The sequence below is a fragment of the Roseateles sp. GW821-FHT09H11 genome (assembly GCF_059415845.1).
Genome location: NZ_JBWKOA010000001.1, coordinates 890,581 through 904,990, shown reverse-complemented (window position 1 = coordinate 904,990; position 14,410 = coordinate 890,581). Strand labels below are relative to the sequence as shown.

Genomic DNA, 14,410 nt, shown 5'->3' with positions numbered 1-14,410 from the left:
GCCGATGATCCGCCCACAAGTGACCCGGCCGACCGATTCATGAGGACCTCGCCATGACCACCACCCCGAACCCCGTCCAACTCCAGCCCGGCGAGGACCTCATCACCCTCGGCGGCGGCTGCTTCTGGTGCACCGAGGCGGTGTTCCTGCGCGTCAAGGGCGTCCTCGGCGTGGAGTCCGGCTACACCAACGGGCCGCTCGCCAGCCCTAACTACGAGCAGGTCTGCTCCGGCACCACCGGTCATGCCGAGGTCGTGCGCGTGCGCTTCGATACCCAGGTCGTCAGCCTGGAGGACCTGCTGCAGGTCTTCTTCACCATCCACGACCCGACCACGCTGAACCGCCAGGGCGCCGACGTCGGCACGCAGTACCGGTCCGGCATCTACTACACGCGGCCCGAGCAGCTCGGCGTGATCCGGCAGGTCGTCGACGAGGCCCAGCGCGCCCACGGCGGCAAGGTCGTCACCGAGGTCCAACCCGAAGACAACTACTGGCCCGCCGAGGCGTATCACCAGGACTACTTCGCCAACCATCCGGAGCAGGGCTACTGCGCGTTCGTCGTCGCGCCCAAGGTCGACAAGTTCGCCAAGAAGTTCAAGGAACTGCTGAAGGACGAGGCGGCAGGCTGATGTCGGAAGCGGCGGGGGCGGCTGGCGCCGTGAAGTCCGCCGAGGCGGCCAGGACGTCGGAGCGGCCGGAGGGCTGGCCGATGATCGCCTGCGACGGGCTGCGCTTCCGCTACGGCGGCGCGGGCCGGTCGGGGCAGGGCGTCGACCTCGGCGTCGAGCTCGACCTGCAGTTTCCGGACTTCGCGCTGCCCGCCGGCGGGCATCTGCTGGTGCGCGGCACCTCGGGCAGCGGCAAGAGCACCCTGCTCGCGCTGATGGCGGGGCTGCTGACGCCGTCGGCGGGTTATCTGATGCTGGCCGGCATGGAGGTGGCCCGGATGCCTCCCGCCCAGCGCGACGCGTGGCGCGGGGAGTACCTCGGCTTCGTGCCGCAGCGGCTGCACCTCAGTCCGTCGCTCACCGTGCGCGACAACCTCTCGCTGCCCTATGTGGCGGCCGGTCTGGCGCCGGACCTTCCGCGCATCCGGCGCCTGCTCAATGAACTCGGCGTCGGCGCGCTGGAGCATCGCCGGCCGCATGCGCTCAGCCAAGGGCAGGCGCAGCGGGTGGCGCTCGCCAGGGCGCTGCTGCGCGCGCCGCGCATCTTGATCGCCGACGAGCCCACCGCCAACCTCGACGACGAGGCCTGCGAGGCGACGCTCTCGCTGTTGCGGCGCGCAGCCGCCGAGCACGGCGTGCACCTGGTGATCGCCTCGCATGACGCACGGGTGGAGGCGGCCTGGGTCGACTGGCCCGAGCCGTATCGACTGCGCCTCCCGAGCCGGGGCGCCGCTTCTTCCGTGACATCGACGACCTCGACCTCATGAGCCGCGCGCCGTTGAACCTGCCGCGCCTCGCGTGGCGCTACCTCTGGGCGCGTCCGATGCTGACGGCGCTCAACCTGATGCTGCTGAGCCTCGGGCTAGCGGCGATCGGGTTCGTCGTCCTGGTCAGCGAGCAGATGGAGCAGGGCCTCAAGCGCGATCTCGGCGGCCTCGACCTGGTCGTCGGCGCCAAGGGCAGCCCGATGCAGATCCTGTTGGCGGGCGTGTTCCACCTCGACCAGTCGACCGGCAACATCCCGCTGGCCACCGTGTCGCAACTGCGCGCGCAGCCGCTGGTCGCGCAGGCGGTGCCGATCTCGCTCGGCGACAGCGTCCAGGGCTTCCGCATCGTCGGCACGACGGCCGACTATCTGGCGCTCTATCAACTCGCCCTGGCCCAGGGCCAAGCCTGGAAGGCGCCGATGCAGGCCGTGCTGGGCGCCGAGGTGGCGGGGCGCTCCGGGTTGAAGCCGGGCGACCGGTTCCACGGCACGCACGGACTGGCGTCCGGCGGCGACGAGCACGAGGAGGCCTATGAGGTCGTCGGCGTTCTGGCGCCGACGGGCGGCGTGGTCGACCGGCTCGTGCTGACGGACCTCGCGTCCGTCTGGGAGGCGCATGCGGCGCATGGGCACGGCGAGGCTGCGCCTCACGACGAGGCCTCTCTGGAAGTGAGCATGGTGCTGGTCCGCTACCGCAGCCCGCTGGCCGCGGTGATGCTGCCGCGCTGGGTGAATGCGCAGCCGGGCCTGCAGGCGTCGGTGCCCGCGCTGGAAACGGCGCGGCTGCTGAGCATGGTCGGCGTAGGAGTCGATGTGTTGCGCGGGTTCGGCGGCGTGCTGCTGCTGGCGGCGGCCCTGTCGGTGCTGGTGGCGCTGCTGCATGCGGTGCGGGAGCGCCAGGGCGATCTCGCCATGCTGCGGATGCTCGGCGCCACGCCGGCGCGCGTGGCCGCGCTGATCGCGATGGAGGCGCTGATGCTGGCGGGACTCGCCACGCTGCTGGCACTGGGCCTGGCCCATGCGCTGACGGCGGGACTGGGCGTGGTGCTTGCGCAGCAGCAGTCGGTGCGGATCTCCGGCGCCTGGGTGTCGGGGTGGGAGGCGCTCGTGCCGGCGCTGGCGCTCGGGCTGGCCGTGCTTGCGGCGGCGTGGCCGGCGTGGCGCGGCTATCGGCTCGACGTCACCGAACTGCTGCAGACGCCGCGCTGAGCGACGCCGAGGCGGCTTGGCCGACCGCCCGCCTGATCCGGCGCTGGTCGCCGCTCGCCCGGACCTTGCTTCGGGCGGTCACCGAGCCGGTGCACAATGCTGAGCTTCACGCGGCCCTGAGGCCGCATTGACGCCACCGCCCTCGATGAGCACTCGCATCACCTCCGCTGCAACGCGCGCCCGCCGGGCGGCGATCGCGCTCGTGACGATCGTCATGGGGGGCGCCGTCTTCGCGCAGGCGGCGCCGGCCGCTTCCGGCGCTGCGGTCCCGATGGGCTCCGGCCCCGGTTATCACGACCCGCGCAGCCCCTTCAAGCCGCTGCAGGAGGTCGAGGGCGTCGTCAGTTGGAAGCTGCTGTCCTCGGTCACCGTGAAGGCGGACAAGAGCAAGGTCACCCCGAGCTTCCCGTCCGGCGTGCTGGCGCTGAACCAGCGCACGGTGAAGGTCCAGGGATTCATGATGCCGCTGGAGCCGGGCGACAAGCAGAGCCACTTCCTGCTGTCGTCGGTGCCGACGAGTTGCTCGTTCTGCGTGCCGGCCGGACCGGAAGGCCTGGTCGAGGTCCGCAGCAAGACACCGGTGCGCTACACGCTGGACGTCGTGACCGTGGAGGGTCAGATGGCCGTCCTCAACGACGATCCCTACGGCATGTTCTATCGCGTGACGGACGCCGTCCGCGCGACGCGCTGAAGCCGGTTGCTGCCGATGTCCCGTTCGACCTCCACCGCCATGGCCCGCCGGCAACGCTGGTGGATCTGGCTGTGCGTGGCCGCGGTGATGGGCTTCCAGGCGCTCGGCCTGGTGCACCGGACGCTGCACGGATCGCCTGCCGCGTCCTCGCGTCTGGCGTTCACGGTCGCAGCACTGGCCGCGGCGGCTGAAGCGGCGGTCGATGTCACCGACACTAGCGCCGACGTGACGTTCGATGTCGGTGGCGGCGACGCCACCACCGTGGCGACGGACGAAGGCAGCACACCGCGCTTCGGTCACGCGGCTGGAACGCCCGACTGCCAACTGCTCGACCAGCTCAGCCATGTGCTGGGTCCCATCGTCCAGGCGTCCGCCTGGGCCGCGCTGCCGCCGGACATTCCCACCGGCATCGACCCGCCGCATGACGCCACGCTCGCGCAGCAGTGGCGCAAGAGCGCTCGCGGGCCACCGAGAGCCTGACACCTCCATCGATTCCGCCCTTGCTCAGGCGCGCCCCCCGGCGCGACCGGGCCGTTCGCGCATGCCTTCGGCGTCGCGGCGTGCCGGCACGGGCCCTCCAAGAATTTGATGGCGCCGCGACGTTCCGCCGCCGGTGCTCGAGAGTGTTTCCATGGCCATCCTGTCCACTTCGATCCGTTTGATCCGTTCGTCGGCGCCGTCGCGCGCCCCTGTCCAGCCCACGCTCCTGGCCGTCGCGCTGAGCGCCGCCGCAAGCGGCGCCTGGGCCCAGCCAGCCCCGCCCGCACCCGCACCCGCGCCGGCTCCTGCCGCGGCGGCTGTCGATCCGACCTCGGCCGATGCCGGCGCCGTATCCGGCGGTGCCGATCGGGCTCACAAGCACAAGCTCGACGTGGTCGTCGTGACGGGCAATCCGCTGAGCCAGCGCGAACTCGCCGCGCCGGTGCAGGTGCTGAGCGGCGACGCGCTGACCCTCAAGCGCGGCGCGAGCCTTGGCGAGACCCTGGACGGGCTGGCCGGCGTGGGCTCGACCTACTTCGGTCCGAACAGCAACCGGCCGACGATGCGCGGTCTCGACGGTGATCGCGTCCGGATGCTCAGCAACTCCGGCGCTTCCGTCGATGCGTCCAGCCTGAGCTTCGACCACGCGCTGCCGGTCGATCCGCTGGTGCTGACGCGCGTCGAGGTGCTGCGCGGCGCGGCCGCGCTGCAGTACGGCGGCAACGCGATCGGCGGCGTCGTCAATGCGATCGACAACCGCATCCCGCGACTGGCCCAGCCCGGACTGAACGGCGCGGCGGAGCTGCGCCTGGGCGGCGCCTCGAAGGAACGCGGCGGTGCCGTGGTGCTGGACGGTGGCACGACGGGCTTCGCCTGGCACGTGGACGCGGCCGACCGCCGCGCCGACGACCAGCGCGTGCCGCGCTTCGAGAGCGAGGACGGCGCCTCAACGCATGTCCGCAACTCCGACAGTCACGGCCGCAGCGGCGCGGTGGGCGGCTCGCTGCTGTTCTCGCAGGGGTATGCCGGCGTGTCGGTCGAGGACTATCACAACGACTACGGCGTCACCGTCGAGCCCGACGTGCGCATCGAGATGCAGCGTCAGCGCCTCGCGACCGCCGGCGAATGGCGGGATCCGCTGCCGGGCCTGGCGCGCGTGACCTGGCAGTTCGCGAGCAGCCGCTACAAGCACCAGGAAGTGGAGGGCAGCGGCGAGGTCGGCACCGTCTTCTCGTCCGACGGCAAGGACGGCCGTGTCGAGGCGACGCATGCCGCCTTCCAGGGCGACTGGGGCTCGATGCAGGGCGTGCTCGGCTGGCAATGGGAACTCAGCGATTTCTCTGCCCTCGGCGAGGAGGCGTTGGTCCCTGGCACCAAGACCCGCAACAACGCGCTGTTCCTGATCGAGCAGTTCCGCTCGGGTCCCTGGAGTCTGCAGGCTGGCGCGCGCGCGGAGCGCGTCAACATCGGCTCGACCGGCGGCGACGAGGAGCGTTTCGGCGACCCGGTGACGCGGCGCTTCAGCCCGAAGAGCTTCTCGCTGAGCGGGGCCTACGAACTGGGCAACGGCTTCAGCCTGTCGAGCAACCTGAGCAGCAGCCAGCGCGCGCCGACCTTCTACGAACTCTTCGCCAACGGCGTGCACGTGGCGTCGGGTGCCTACGAGGTGGGCGACATCAACCTGGGCCTGGAGCGCGCGAAGGCGGTCGACCTCGGCCTGCACTGGAAGCAGGGCGACGCGAAGTGGAGCGTGCAGGTCTACCAGACGCGTTTCTCCAACTACATCGCGCTGGACGCGAGCGGCCGCAGCATCGACGAGGTCGGTGAGGACGGCGGGATCGAATCGGTGCCCGAGTACCTCTACCGCGGCGTGCGTGCCCGGATGCACGGCGTGGAGCTGGAAGGCAAGCAGCCGCTGCCCAGGCTGGCGGGTTGGGACCTGACTTTGGGCACGACGATCGACCTCGTGCGCGGCACCAACCGCGACACCAACGAGCCGCTGCCGCGCCTGGCGCCGGTGCGTGGAAGCATCTCGCTCCAGGCGGAACGTGGCCCGTGGCTGGTCCAGGCCGAGCTGCGCGGCGCGATGCGCCAGGACCGCGTGCCGGCGCTGGACACGCCGACGGCGGGTTACGGCATCCTGCGTCTGAACATCGCGCGCCACTTCGACATCGGCAATTTGGACGCGATGTGGTACGTCAAGCTGGACAACCTGGCCAACAAGCTCGCCTACAACGCGAGCAGCGTGCAGACGATCCGCGAGCTGACGCCGCTGCCCGGCCGCAGCCTCTTCGCGGGGCTGCAGGTCAAGTTCTGAGCGGCCTGCTCTTCTCCCTCTCCCGCTTGCGGGAGAGGGCAGGGGTGAGGGCCAGCGGCCGCGGCAGTACTGAAGCCTCTTGGGCTTTGATCTGGTTCAAGGCGCGAGCCGTTCGCGGACCCACTCGTCGCCTTCACGGCGATACACGAGCCGGTCATGCAGCCGCGACTTGCGCCCTTGCCAGAACTCCCAGCGCTCGGGCACGAGCCGGTAACCGCCCCAGTGCGGCGGCCGGCCCGGATTCAATCCGTGCTGCGCGGCGGCCTTCGCGGCATTGGCGACCAGCACGGCGCGCGACGAGATCACCTGGCTCTGCGGCGAGGCCCATGCGCCCAGGCGCGAGTCCAGCGGCCGCGACGCGAAGTAGGCATCGGACTGCGCCGCGTCGACCTGCTCGACGGCGCCTTCGATGCGGACCACGCGTTCCAGCTCGACCCAGTGGAACTGCAGGGCGGCGAACGGATGCAGCGCCAGCTCGCGGCCCTTGCGGCTGTCATAGTTGGTGTACCAGACAAGGCCGCGTTCCTCGATGTCCTTGATCAGCACGATGCGCGTGGACGGACGTCCGTCCGGCCCGACCGTTGCCAGTGTCATCGCGTTGGGTTCGGGCACCTGGGCGTCCAGCGCCTGCTGGAACCATTCACGGAACTGGCGCAGCGGCTCGCCCGCGGACTGGTGTTCGTCGAGCTCGGCGCGCTCGTAGCTCTTTCGAAGGTCGGAGAGTTTGTCCATCTTGCAAGTATCGGGTGAATCCTCGGGACGCCCTGCCGAGGGGAGTTATGCAGGGCATCCCTTAAGTAGAGCTCCCAATCGTGAAACTCCGGGTGGGAGCGCTTTCGCGCCACAGGCATGCTTGCTCCCATCCAGCCGCGCCACAGAGCCGGCCCAGGGGGATCGGGACCAAACCAGAAGGAAGTTCGCATGAATCAGCGACGACCCGCCGTCGTCGTGCTCGCGGCAGGGCGCGGCCAGCGCTTTCGCGGCGAGGGCCACAAGCTGGAACAGGTCTTGAACGGAGATACCGTGCTGGCGCTGACCTTGCGCCAGACGATGGCCTCCGGCCTGCCGATGCTCGTGGTGACCTCGACCGCGTTGGCGCCTCTGGTCCGACGCCATGTGGCCTCGCGCGACATGCTGGTGCTGCCCGACCAGGACCGCCTCGGGCGCCCCGCGCCGCTGGGCATGGGGCATTCGATCGCGGCCGGCGTGGCCGCGACCGGGGACGCGCCCGGCTGGCTGATCCTGCCCGCGGACATGCCGATGGTGCGGTCGACCACCTTGACGGCCGTCGCGCAGGCGATCGAGCACGATCCGATCGCGTATGCCCAGCACCGCGGACGGCGCGGACATCCGGTGGGGTTCAATGCGGAACTCTTCTCCGAGCTCACCAGCCTGCAAGGCGACGAGGGCGCGCGCCGGCTGCTGGCGCGTTATCCGGCACAGGCCGTGGACGTCGACGATCCGGGGGTGCTCATCGACGTCGACACCGTCGAGGACCTGCAGCGCCTGGCCGTCGATTCGTCGAAGCCACGTCCGAGCAGCGAAGGCCTGCGGTCCTTGGGCTGAGGCGAGCCTCGATCGGGCGGCTCCGAAGCCATCCCGCCATCGGTCTCAGAGACCGTTCGAACGGGCCAGCGCCAGCTGCCGTTCCAACGCGCGATCGCGGATGCCATGCTCCCGCAGGCAGGTCACGGCACGCTGCAGGTAATCGAGCGTCGTGCCGTAACGGCCACGCGCGTGGCGCAGGATGTGCAGCAACCGGTCGTCGGCGATATCGCCCACCCAGCCCGGACTGCGTCGCGACAGCGTGAAGGCCAGCGCCTTGCGTGTGCCCAGACCGTCGGCGCAATGACAGTCCAGCCAACGCGGCACATAGGTGCCGACCACCATCTCGCGCAGCCACAGGCGACGCAGCGTCGCCTCGCTGTCCTTGGGTTCGACGCGGTACATCAAGCCCCGGCAACTGCCGCCCGACAGCAGCGTCATCACCAGGCCGGGCTGCTCGGTGCTGCCGCGGTTCACCAGCGAGCGCAACCGCAGCGCGCGGTGATACCCCTGGACCCTGGCCACCAGCGTCTGCGCAGGGTCAAAGCCAGGGTTCCACATCAGGGAGCCATAAGCGAACATCATCAGGCCGTGCTCGCGGTCCCAGGTGCGTTCCGCCACTTCCAGCAGCTGCTGGCTGTGGGCGGGCAGGTCTTCCAGGCGGGCTTCCGCAAGGGGGTCGTGAATCATGAATCGAATGCTGCCATACCGGCCGCCCGCGTCGGGTACGTGGCCTGCCGCGAAGGTGTGGCGTGCGCCCTGTTTCTGTAACCACCTTGTACCCGGGAAACCGGCCAGGGAGGGCCACACACGCTCTGGGGCGTGTAATATGGTTACCAATCTAACCCTGGCCGAGTTACATCGGCAGTCGGCATGAACAAGACCATTCTGGATGTCACCGCGCGGATCAAGGCGCGCAGCGCCGCGTCGCGCGAGCGCTATCTGGACCTGATCGAGCGCATGGCGGGTCGGCAGCGCGGCGTGCAACGCCTGGGCTGCGCGAACGTGGCGCATGCGGTGGCCGCGATGCCGGCCAACGACAAGCTGCGCATCGTGGCGGAGAAGGCGCCGCATCTCGGCATCGTCACGGCCTACAACGACATGCTGTCGGCGCACCAGCCGTATGAGACCTACCCGGGCATCATCCGCGACGAGGTCCATCGCCTGGGGGCGACCGCGCAGGTCGCTGGCGGCGTGCCGGCGATGTGCGACGGCGTCACGCAGGGCACGCCGGGCATGGAGCTCAGCCTGTTCTCGCGCGACACGATCGCGATGGGCACGGCGGTGGCGCTGTCGCACGATGTGTTCGACGCGGCGCTGCTGCTGGGCATCTGCGACAAGATCGTGCCCGGTCTGTTGATCGGCGCGCTGCACTTCGGGCATCTGCCCTGCGTGTTCGTGCCGGCGGGGCCGATGAGCTCGGGGCTGTCCAACAACGACAAGGCCAAGGTGCGCGAGCTCTACGCGCAAGGCAAGGTGGGCCGCGACGAGCTGCTGCAGGCCGAGTCCCAGGCCTATCACGGCGCGGGCACCTGCACCTTCTACGGCACGGCCAACAGCAACCAGATGCTGCTGGAGGCGATGGGCCTGCACGTGCCGGGCGCGGCCTTCGTCCATCCGCACGATGGCCTGCGCGAGGCGCTGACCCGCGAAGCGGTGCGTCAGGCGTTGAAGATCATTCCGCAGCGCGACTACACGCCGATCGGCCGCATGGTCGACGAGCGCAGCATCGTCAATGCGATGGCCGCGCTGCTGGCCACGGGCGGCTCGACGAACCACCTGATCCACTGGGTCGCGGTGGCGCGCTCGGCGGGGATCCTGATCGACTGGAGCGACTTCTCCGAGCTGTCGGGCGTCGTGCCGCTGCTGTCGCGCGTGTACCCGAACGGCAGCGCCGACGTGAACCAGTTCCAGGCCGCCGGCGGTCCGGGCTTCGTGATCAAGGAGCTGATCGGCGCCGGGCTGATGCACGGCGATGTGCTGACGTCGGTGTCGGGTCAGAACCTGAGCGCCTTCGGACGCCTGCCGCATCGTGCGGACGACGGCTCGGTCACGTGGACCGACCTGCCGGCCAAGAGCGGCGACGACACCGTCGTGCGCACGGCCGCCGCGCCGTTCTCGCCGACCGGCGGATTGAAGCTGCTGGCGGGCAACCTGGGCCGCGCGGTGATCAAGGTGTCCGCGGTGCCGGAGGACCGGCACACGGTCGAAGCACCGGCGCGCATCTTCGACAGCCAGGAAGCGATGCAGGCCGCGTTCAAGGCCGGCGAACTGGAGCGCGACGTGGTGGTCGTGGTCCGCTTCCAGGGGCCTCAGGCCAACGGCATGCCGGAGCTGCACAAACTGACGCCGCCGCTGGCGGTGCTGCAGGGCAAGGGCTTCAAGGTGGCGCTGGTGACGGACGGGCGCATGAGCGGCGCCTCGGGCAAGGTGCCGGCCGCGATCCACGTGAGCCCCGAGGCGCTGGCCGGCGGTCCGTTGGCCAAGCTGCGCGACGGCGATCTGGTGCGCGTCTGCGCCAACACCGGCGTGCTGAGCGCGCTGGTGCCGGCCGCCGAATGGGATCGCCGCGAGCTGGCGCAGATCACCGCCGATGCGGTGATCGAGAACGGCGCCGGCCTGGGCCGTGAGCTCTTCGCCGGCATGCGGCGCAACGTGACGACGGCGGAGGAGGGCGCGATCAGCTGGCTGTGAGGCCGAGCTCAACGCCCACTGATTTCGACTAAAAGGACACTCACATGACTGCCATCAAGGACACCCTGAGCCTGGCCGAACACGGCCCGGTCATTCCGGTCATCGTCATCGACCGCGTCGAGGACGCGGTGCCGCTGGCCCGCGCGCTGGTGGCGGGCGGCGTGAAGGTGCTGGAGGTGACGCTGCGCACGCCGGTGGCGCTCGAGGCGATCGCCGCGATCGCGCGCGAGGTGCCGGAAGCGCTCGTCGGCGCCGGCACGCTGCGCACCTCGGCCGATGCCATCGCCGCGAAGAAGGCCGGCGCCAGCTTCGCCGTCAGTCCCGGCTTCACGATGGATGTGGCGGGTGCCTGCTCGGCGCATTTCCTGCCGCTGCTGCCGGGCGTGTCGACGGCCAGCGAGGTGATGATGGCCAGCGATGCCGGCTTCCGCTTCCTGAAGCTGTTCCCGGCCACGGCCGTCGGCGGCACGAGCCTGTTGAAGGCCCTGGCGGGCCCGTTCCCGGACGTCGCGTTCTGTCCGACGGGCGGCATCACAGTGCAGACGGCGCCGGACTTCCTGGCGCTGCCGAACGTGAAGGTCTGCGGCGGCTCGTGGCTGACGCCGGCGGATGCGGTGAGGGCGGGCGATTGGGCCCGCATCACGCAACTGGCCAAGGAGGCCAGCGCGCTGCGCGCTTGAAATCCCCGGTGAAGGAGGCTCTGGCAGCTTCCATTCACCCGGTGAACGAAGCTCTGGAAGCCTCCATTCACCCGGTGAACGAAGCTCTGGAAGCCCTCTTTATCGTTTCGCTCCCACCCCATCCCCGCCCTCCAAGCGGGCGGGGCAGAAGTCACCCCACCCCGGCCCGCCCCCGTGGGGCGGGTGAGCGGCAACGGGCTTAGCGTTTCGGTGGGTCGAACACCAGGCACGTGGTGCTGGCGTGTGCATACAACTTGCCGTCGTGGCCAAGCAGGTCGGCCTCGGCGGTCGCCATCTGGCGGCCGACGTGACGCACGCGGCCGATGGCGCGCACGACCGGCACCTTCTCGTTGAGCGCGCGAACAAGGTTGATCTTCAGTTCGAGCGTCGTGTAGGCGCGGCCCACATCCATCGTCGTGTGCACCGCGCAGCCCAGCGCCGAATCGAGCAGCGTCGCGTACCAGCCGCCGTGCACCGTGCCCATCGGGTTGTAGTGCCGGAACTTCGGCGTGCCCTGGCAGATCACCTCGCCCTTGCTCGCGCGCAGCAGCGTGAAGTCCAGCGTCTGCGCGATCGGCGGCGGCGGGAGCTTGCCGTCGAGCATCGCCAGCATCTGCTCCAGACCGTTCATGCCGGCAATCTCGGCCATCGTGGCCACGCCGTGTTCAGGGCGGAGCCGGGCGCGAACCTCCTTCTCTTCCGCCTGCCATTGGGCCAGCGCTTCGTCGTGGGACACGACGGATGAGGCGGTGGGCGAGGGTGTCAGTGCTGCGCTCATGATGGAGTCCTGTGGCGGTGGGGCTGGGTGAAAGCTTGTGGCTGCAATGGTTGCAGCTACAATCTTCCGCTGTCAAGCCTCCCGGCGACACCTTGAGAGATCACTCCAATGAGCGCTTCCGTCTCTCCCTCGAAGACAACGCCTTCGCAGACGCAGGCGGAGCCGATCTCGCCCAAGGGCTGTACCAACTTCAAGCTGCGTCAGGTGACGCGGCTGGTGTCCAACCACTGCGAGGCGCAGTTCGCCGAGTCCGGCCTGACCACGACGCAGTACGCGCTGCTGTCGCACATCGTGGTGCTGGGGCCGATCCAGCCCAGCGAGCTCGCGCGGCGCATGGACATCGATCTCTCGACACTGTCTCGCAACGTGCAGCCGCTCCAGGCCTTGGGCCTGGTGGAGACACTGCCCGGCGCGGACGCGCGCAGCCGACAGCTGCAGGCGACGGAAGAGGGCCACGCGCGGCGCAGACAGATGAAGGCGACGTGGAAGCGCGCGCAGCTCTCGCTGAACGAGCGCCTCGGCGACGAACGCGTGCAGCGCCTGCATGCGTTGCTGGACGAATGTGCCGCGTTGATGCGCGGCGAGCTCGCGCCGGACTGACCGGCGCGCAGCGTTCGGGCAGGGCGCTCAGTCGATCGTGACGATCACCGGCGCGTGGTCGCTCGGCTTGGGCAGCTTGCGCATCTGCCGGTCGATCGTGCAGGCGGTGACCCTGGACTTCAGCGCCGCGCTCACCAGGATGTGGTCGATGCGCAGGCCCTTGTTCTTCTGGAAGCCCAGCATCCGGTAGTCCCACCAGCTGTAGCTCTTGGGCGGCTGCTCGAACATCCGGTAGGCGTCGGTGAGCCCCATGTCGATCAGCGCCTGGAAGTGCGCGCGCTCCTGCGGCGAGGTGTGCGTCTGGCCGACGAAGGCGGCCGGGTCATAGCAGTCGCGGTCCTCGGGGGCGATGTTGAAGTCGCCCATCAGCACCAGCTTCTCGTGCTGCTGCATCTCGGTGGCGAGCCAGGCGCGCAGGCCGTCCAGCCAGGCCATCTTGTAGACGAACTTGTCGCTGTCCAGCGCCTGGCCGTTCGGGAAGTAGGCGCCGATCACGCGCACATCGCCCACCGTTCCCGCGATCAGCCGCGCCTGCTCGTCGGCATAGCCGGTGATGTTCTTGACCACGTCCTGGGCCGGCGTCCGGCTCAGCAGGGCCACGCCGTTGTAGGTCTTCTGACCGAACCACTGGACCTGGTAGCCGGCGTCGCCGATCTCCATCGTCGGGAACTTGTCGTCGGTGAGCTTGGTCTCCTGCAGCACGAGCGCGTCCACGGGATTGGCGGCCAGCCAGTCGAGCAGTTGCGGCAGGCGCACGGCCAGGGAGTTGACGTTCCAGGTGGCGAATTTCATGGGCGGGCGGAGCGCGGTGGGCCGCGCGTCGGAGTTCAGGCGAGAGGAATGGGCCTGATTGTCACCCCTTGATCGCACCTCCATCGCCAACACGGGCCCGACGGGCCAGACGGGGAACACGCCTATCGCTTGTCTTGGGGCCGCAGTCCGCGGGGGGCGAGGGTGAAGGGTTAACCCCTGAATCTTCAAACTTGTGCGAATGGCAGAATCGCACCGTCGATAGAGTTCCATTAAATGGAACCTCTGAAGCGGAGTCACGGCGCGGAGCGGTCAAATCATGAGGCTTGAAGGCAAGGTCGCGATCGTCACCGGCGTCGGACACGGCATCGGACGGGCCGTGCTGCGGCGCTTCGTGCGCGAAGGCGCCCGCGTGGTGGCGGTGGAATGGGATGAAGTCGCTGCCCGTGATGCGCTGCGGGGTCTGGATACCAGCGCCGTGCATCTGCTGTGCCGCGACGCGCACGCGCAACGCACGGTGGACGAGGCGCTGCGTCATGCGCGCGACTGCTTCGGCGGGCTGCATCTGCTGGTGAACAACGCGGTGTCGTACCGCGAGCGCAGCGTCGTCGACTGCAGCGATGAGGACTGGGCCGCCACGCTGGACTCCGCGCTGGGCGCCACGTTCCGCTTCTGCCGCGGCGCCATTCCTGCGATGCTGGCCAGCGGGGGCGGCGCCATCGTCAACCTGGCGTCCATCCACCAGATCGTGGCCAATCCGGGCCTGGCAGCCTACACCGCGGCCAAGGGCGGCGTGCACGCGCTGACCAAGCAGATCGCGGTCGAGTACGGCCCCCGCGGCATCCGCTGCAACGCGGTGTCGCCGGCCTTGATCGCCACCGAGCGGACCTTGCGCGGCGCCACCGAACGCGACATGCGGCTCAATCGCGAGTGCTATCCGGCGGGGCGCATCGGCACGCCCGCGGACGTCGCCTCCGCGGTCCTGTTCCTGGCGTCCGATGAAGCGTCCTTCATCACCGGCACCGACCTGGTGGTGGACGGTGGGCTGACCTCGATGGCCGCGAGCGCGCTGCTGTCCACCCGCATCCGCGGCTGGTGGGGGCGATCGCCGATCGAGCCGCCGCCCGAGCGCCCCGAGCCCGTCGAACGCGCCGAACGCGCTGATTGCCTCGACATCGTCGACCACCCCGAGGCCACCCAGGAGAGCCCCCATGGCGAGGCTTGAACGCCAG

15 protein-coding genes are annotated in these 14,410 nt (G+C 69.7%); 11 read left to right on the top strand and 4 right to left on the bottom strand.

Annotated elements, in window-relative coordinates; genetic code table 11:
* The first annotated feature begins 53 nt into the window (after nucleotides 1–53).
* The 6 genes from msrA (at nucleotide 54) to AC07PR_RS03590 (ending at nucleotide 6,131) form a co-directional block, all read left to right on the top strand.
* Nucleotides 54–629, top strand: coding sequence for a peptide-methionine (S)-S-oxide reductase MsrA (msrA, locus tag AC07PR_RS03615; RefSeq protein ID WP_377155315.1), 576 nt, complete (start codon nucleotides 54–56; stop codon nucleotides 627–629).
* 29 nt (nucleotides 630–658) lie between these two features.
* On the top strand, nucleotides 659–1,435 hold the full coding sequence (locus tag AC07PR_RS03610) for an ABC transporter ATP-binding protein (RefSeq protein ID WP_495134437.1): 777 nt from the start codon (nucleotides 659–661) through the stop codon (nucleotides 1,433–1,435).
* A complete protein-coding gene (locus AC07PR_RS03605) occupies nucleotides 1,432–2,643 on the top strand; it encodes an ABC transporter permease (protein ID WP_495134436.1) in 1,212 nt (403 codons plus the stop codon). The genes AC07PR_RS03610 and AC07PR_RS03605 overlap by 4 nt, the downstream gene beginning before the upstream one ends.
* A gap of 145 nt (nucleotides 2,644–2,788) precedes the next feature.
* Nucleotides 2,789–3,334 (top strand): DUF3299 domain-containing protein, encoded by a 546-nt coding sequence (locus tag AC07PR_RS03600; protein ID WP_495134435.1) that lies wholly within the window; start codon nucleotides 2,789–2,791, stop codon nucleotides 3,332–3,334.
* Between the two features lie 15 nt (nucleotides 3,335–3,349).
* Nucleotides 3,350–3,814 carry a hypothetical protein gene (locus tag AC07PR_RS03595; RefSeq protein WP_483106223.1) on the top strand — a complete coding sequence of 155 codons (465 nt, stop codon included), beginning with the start codon at nucleotides 3,350–3,352 and terminating at the stop codon, nucleotides 3,812–3,814.
* 151 nt (nucleotides 3,815–3,965) lie between these two features.
* Complete coding sequence (locus AC07PR_RS03590) at nucleotides 3,966–6,131, top strand: TonB-dependent receptor (RefSeq protein WP_495134434.1); 2,166 nt, start codon at nucleotides 3,966–3,968, stop codon at nucleotides 6,129–6,131.
* A 96-nt stretch (nucleotides 6,132–6,227) separates the two neighbouring features.
* Here AC07PR_RS03590 and pdxH read toward each other — a convergent pair whose 3' ends face one another.
* Nucleotides 6,228–6,863, bottom strand: a complete 636-nt coding sequence (gene pdxH / locus AC07PR_RS03585) for a pyridoxamine 5'-phosphate oxidase (RefSeq protein WP_377155308.1) — start codon at nucleotides 6,861–6,863, stop codon at nucleotides 6,228–6,230.
* A gap of 189 nt (nucleotides 6,864–7,052) precedes the next feature.
* On the opposite strand from pdxH, the gene AC07PR_RS03580 reads away from it, so the two are divergent.
* Nucleotides 7,053–7,697 carry a nucleotidyltransferase family protein gene (locus AC07PR_RS03580; RefSeq protein ID WP_495134433.1) on the top strand — a complete coding sequence of 215 codons (645 nt, stop codon included), beginning with the start codon at nucleotides 7,053–7,055 and terminating at the stop codon, nucleotides 7,695–7,697.
* Nucleotides 7,698–7,742: 45 nt separating this feature from the next.
* Here AC07PR_RS03580 and AC07PR_RS03575 read toward each other — a convergent pair whose 3' ends face one another.
* Entirely contained in the window at nucleotides 7,743–8,366 is a 624-nt protein-coding gene (locus AC07PR_RS03575; protein ID WP_377155306.1) for a gamma-glutamylcyclotransferase, read from the bottom strand.
* A gap of 183 nt (nucleotides 8,367–8,549) precedes the next feature.
* On the opposite strand from AC07PR_RS03575, the gene edd reads away from it, so the two are divergent.
* Both edd and AC07PR_RS03565 read left to right on the top strand, forming a co-directional pair.
* A complete protein-coding gene (gene edd, locus AC07PR_RS03570) occupies nucleotides 8,550–10,370 on the top strand; it encodes a phosphogluconate dehydratase (RefSeq protein WP_483106226.1) in 1,821 nt (606 codons plus the stop codon).
* Nucleotides 10,371–10,414: 44 nt separating this feature from the next.
* Nucleotides 10,415–11,050: a bifunctional 4-hydroxy-2-oxoglutarate aldolase/2-dehydro-3-deoxy-phosphogluconate aldolase gene (locus tag AC07PR_RS03565; RefSeq protein WP_495134432.1), complete on the top strand. Its 636-nt coding sequence runs from the start codon at nucleotides 10,415–10,417 to the stop codon at nucleotides 11,048–11,050.
* Between the two features lie 199 nt (nucleotides 11,051–11,249).
* Here the strand turns inward: AC07PR_RS03565 and AC07PR_RS03560 are convergent, their stop codons facing one another.
* A complete protein-coding gene (locus AC07PR_RS03560) occupies nucleotides 11,250–11,828 on the bottom strand; it encodes a PaaI family thioesterase (RefSeq protein WP_495134431.1) in 579 nt (192 codons plus the stop codon).
* A gap of 108 nt (nucleotides 11,829–11,936) precedes the next feature.
* Between AC07PR_RS03560 and AC07PR_RS03555 the strand changes: the two genes are divergently transcribed.
* A complete protein-coding gene (locus tag AC07PR_RS03555; protein WP_377155302.1) occupies nucleotides 11,937–12,428 on the top strand; it encodes a MarR family winged helix-turn-helix transcriptional regulator in 492 nt (163 codons plus the stop codon).
* Between the two features lie 27 nt (nucleotides 12,429–12,455).
* Here the strand turns inward: AC07PR_RS03555 and xth are convergent, their stop codons facing one another.
* Nucleotides 12,456–13,220, bottom strand: coding sequence for an exodeoxyribonuclease III (xth, locus tag AC07PR_RS03550; RefSeq protein ID WP_377155301.1), 765 nt, complete (start codon nucleotides 13,218–13,220; stop codon nucleotides 12,456–12,458).
* 277 nt (nucleotides 13,221–13,497) lie between these two features.
* Here xth and AC07PR_RS03545 point away from each other — a divergent pair, with 277 nt between their 5' ends.
* Nucleotides 13,498–14,403 (top strand): SDR family NAD(P)-dependent oxidoreductase, encoded by a 906-nt coding sequence (locus AC07PR_RS03545; RefSeq protein WP_377155300.1) that lies wholly within the window; start codon nucleotides 13,498–13,500, stop codon nucleotides 14,401–14,403.
* Nucleotides 14,404–14,410: the final 7 nt, after the last annotated feature.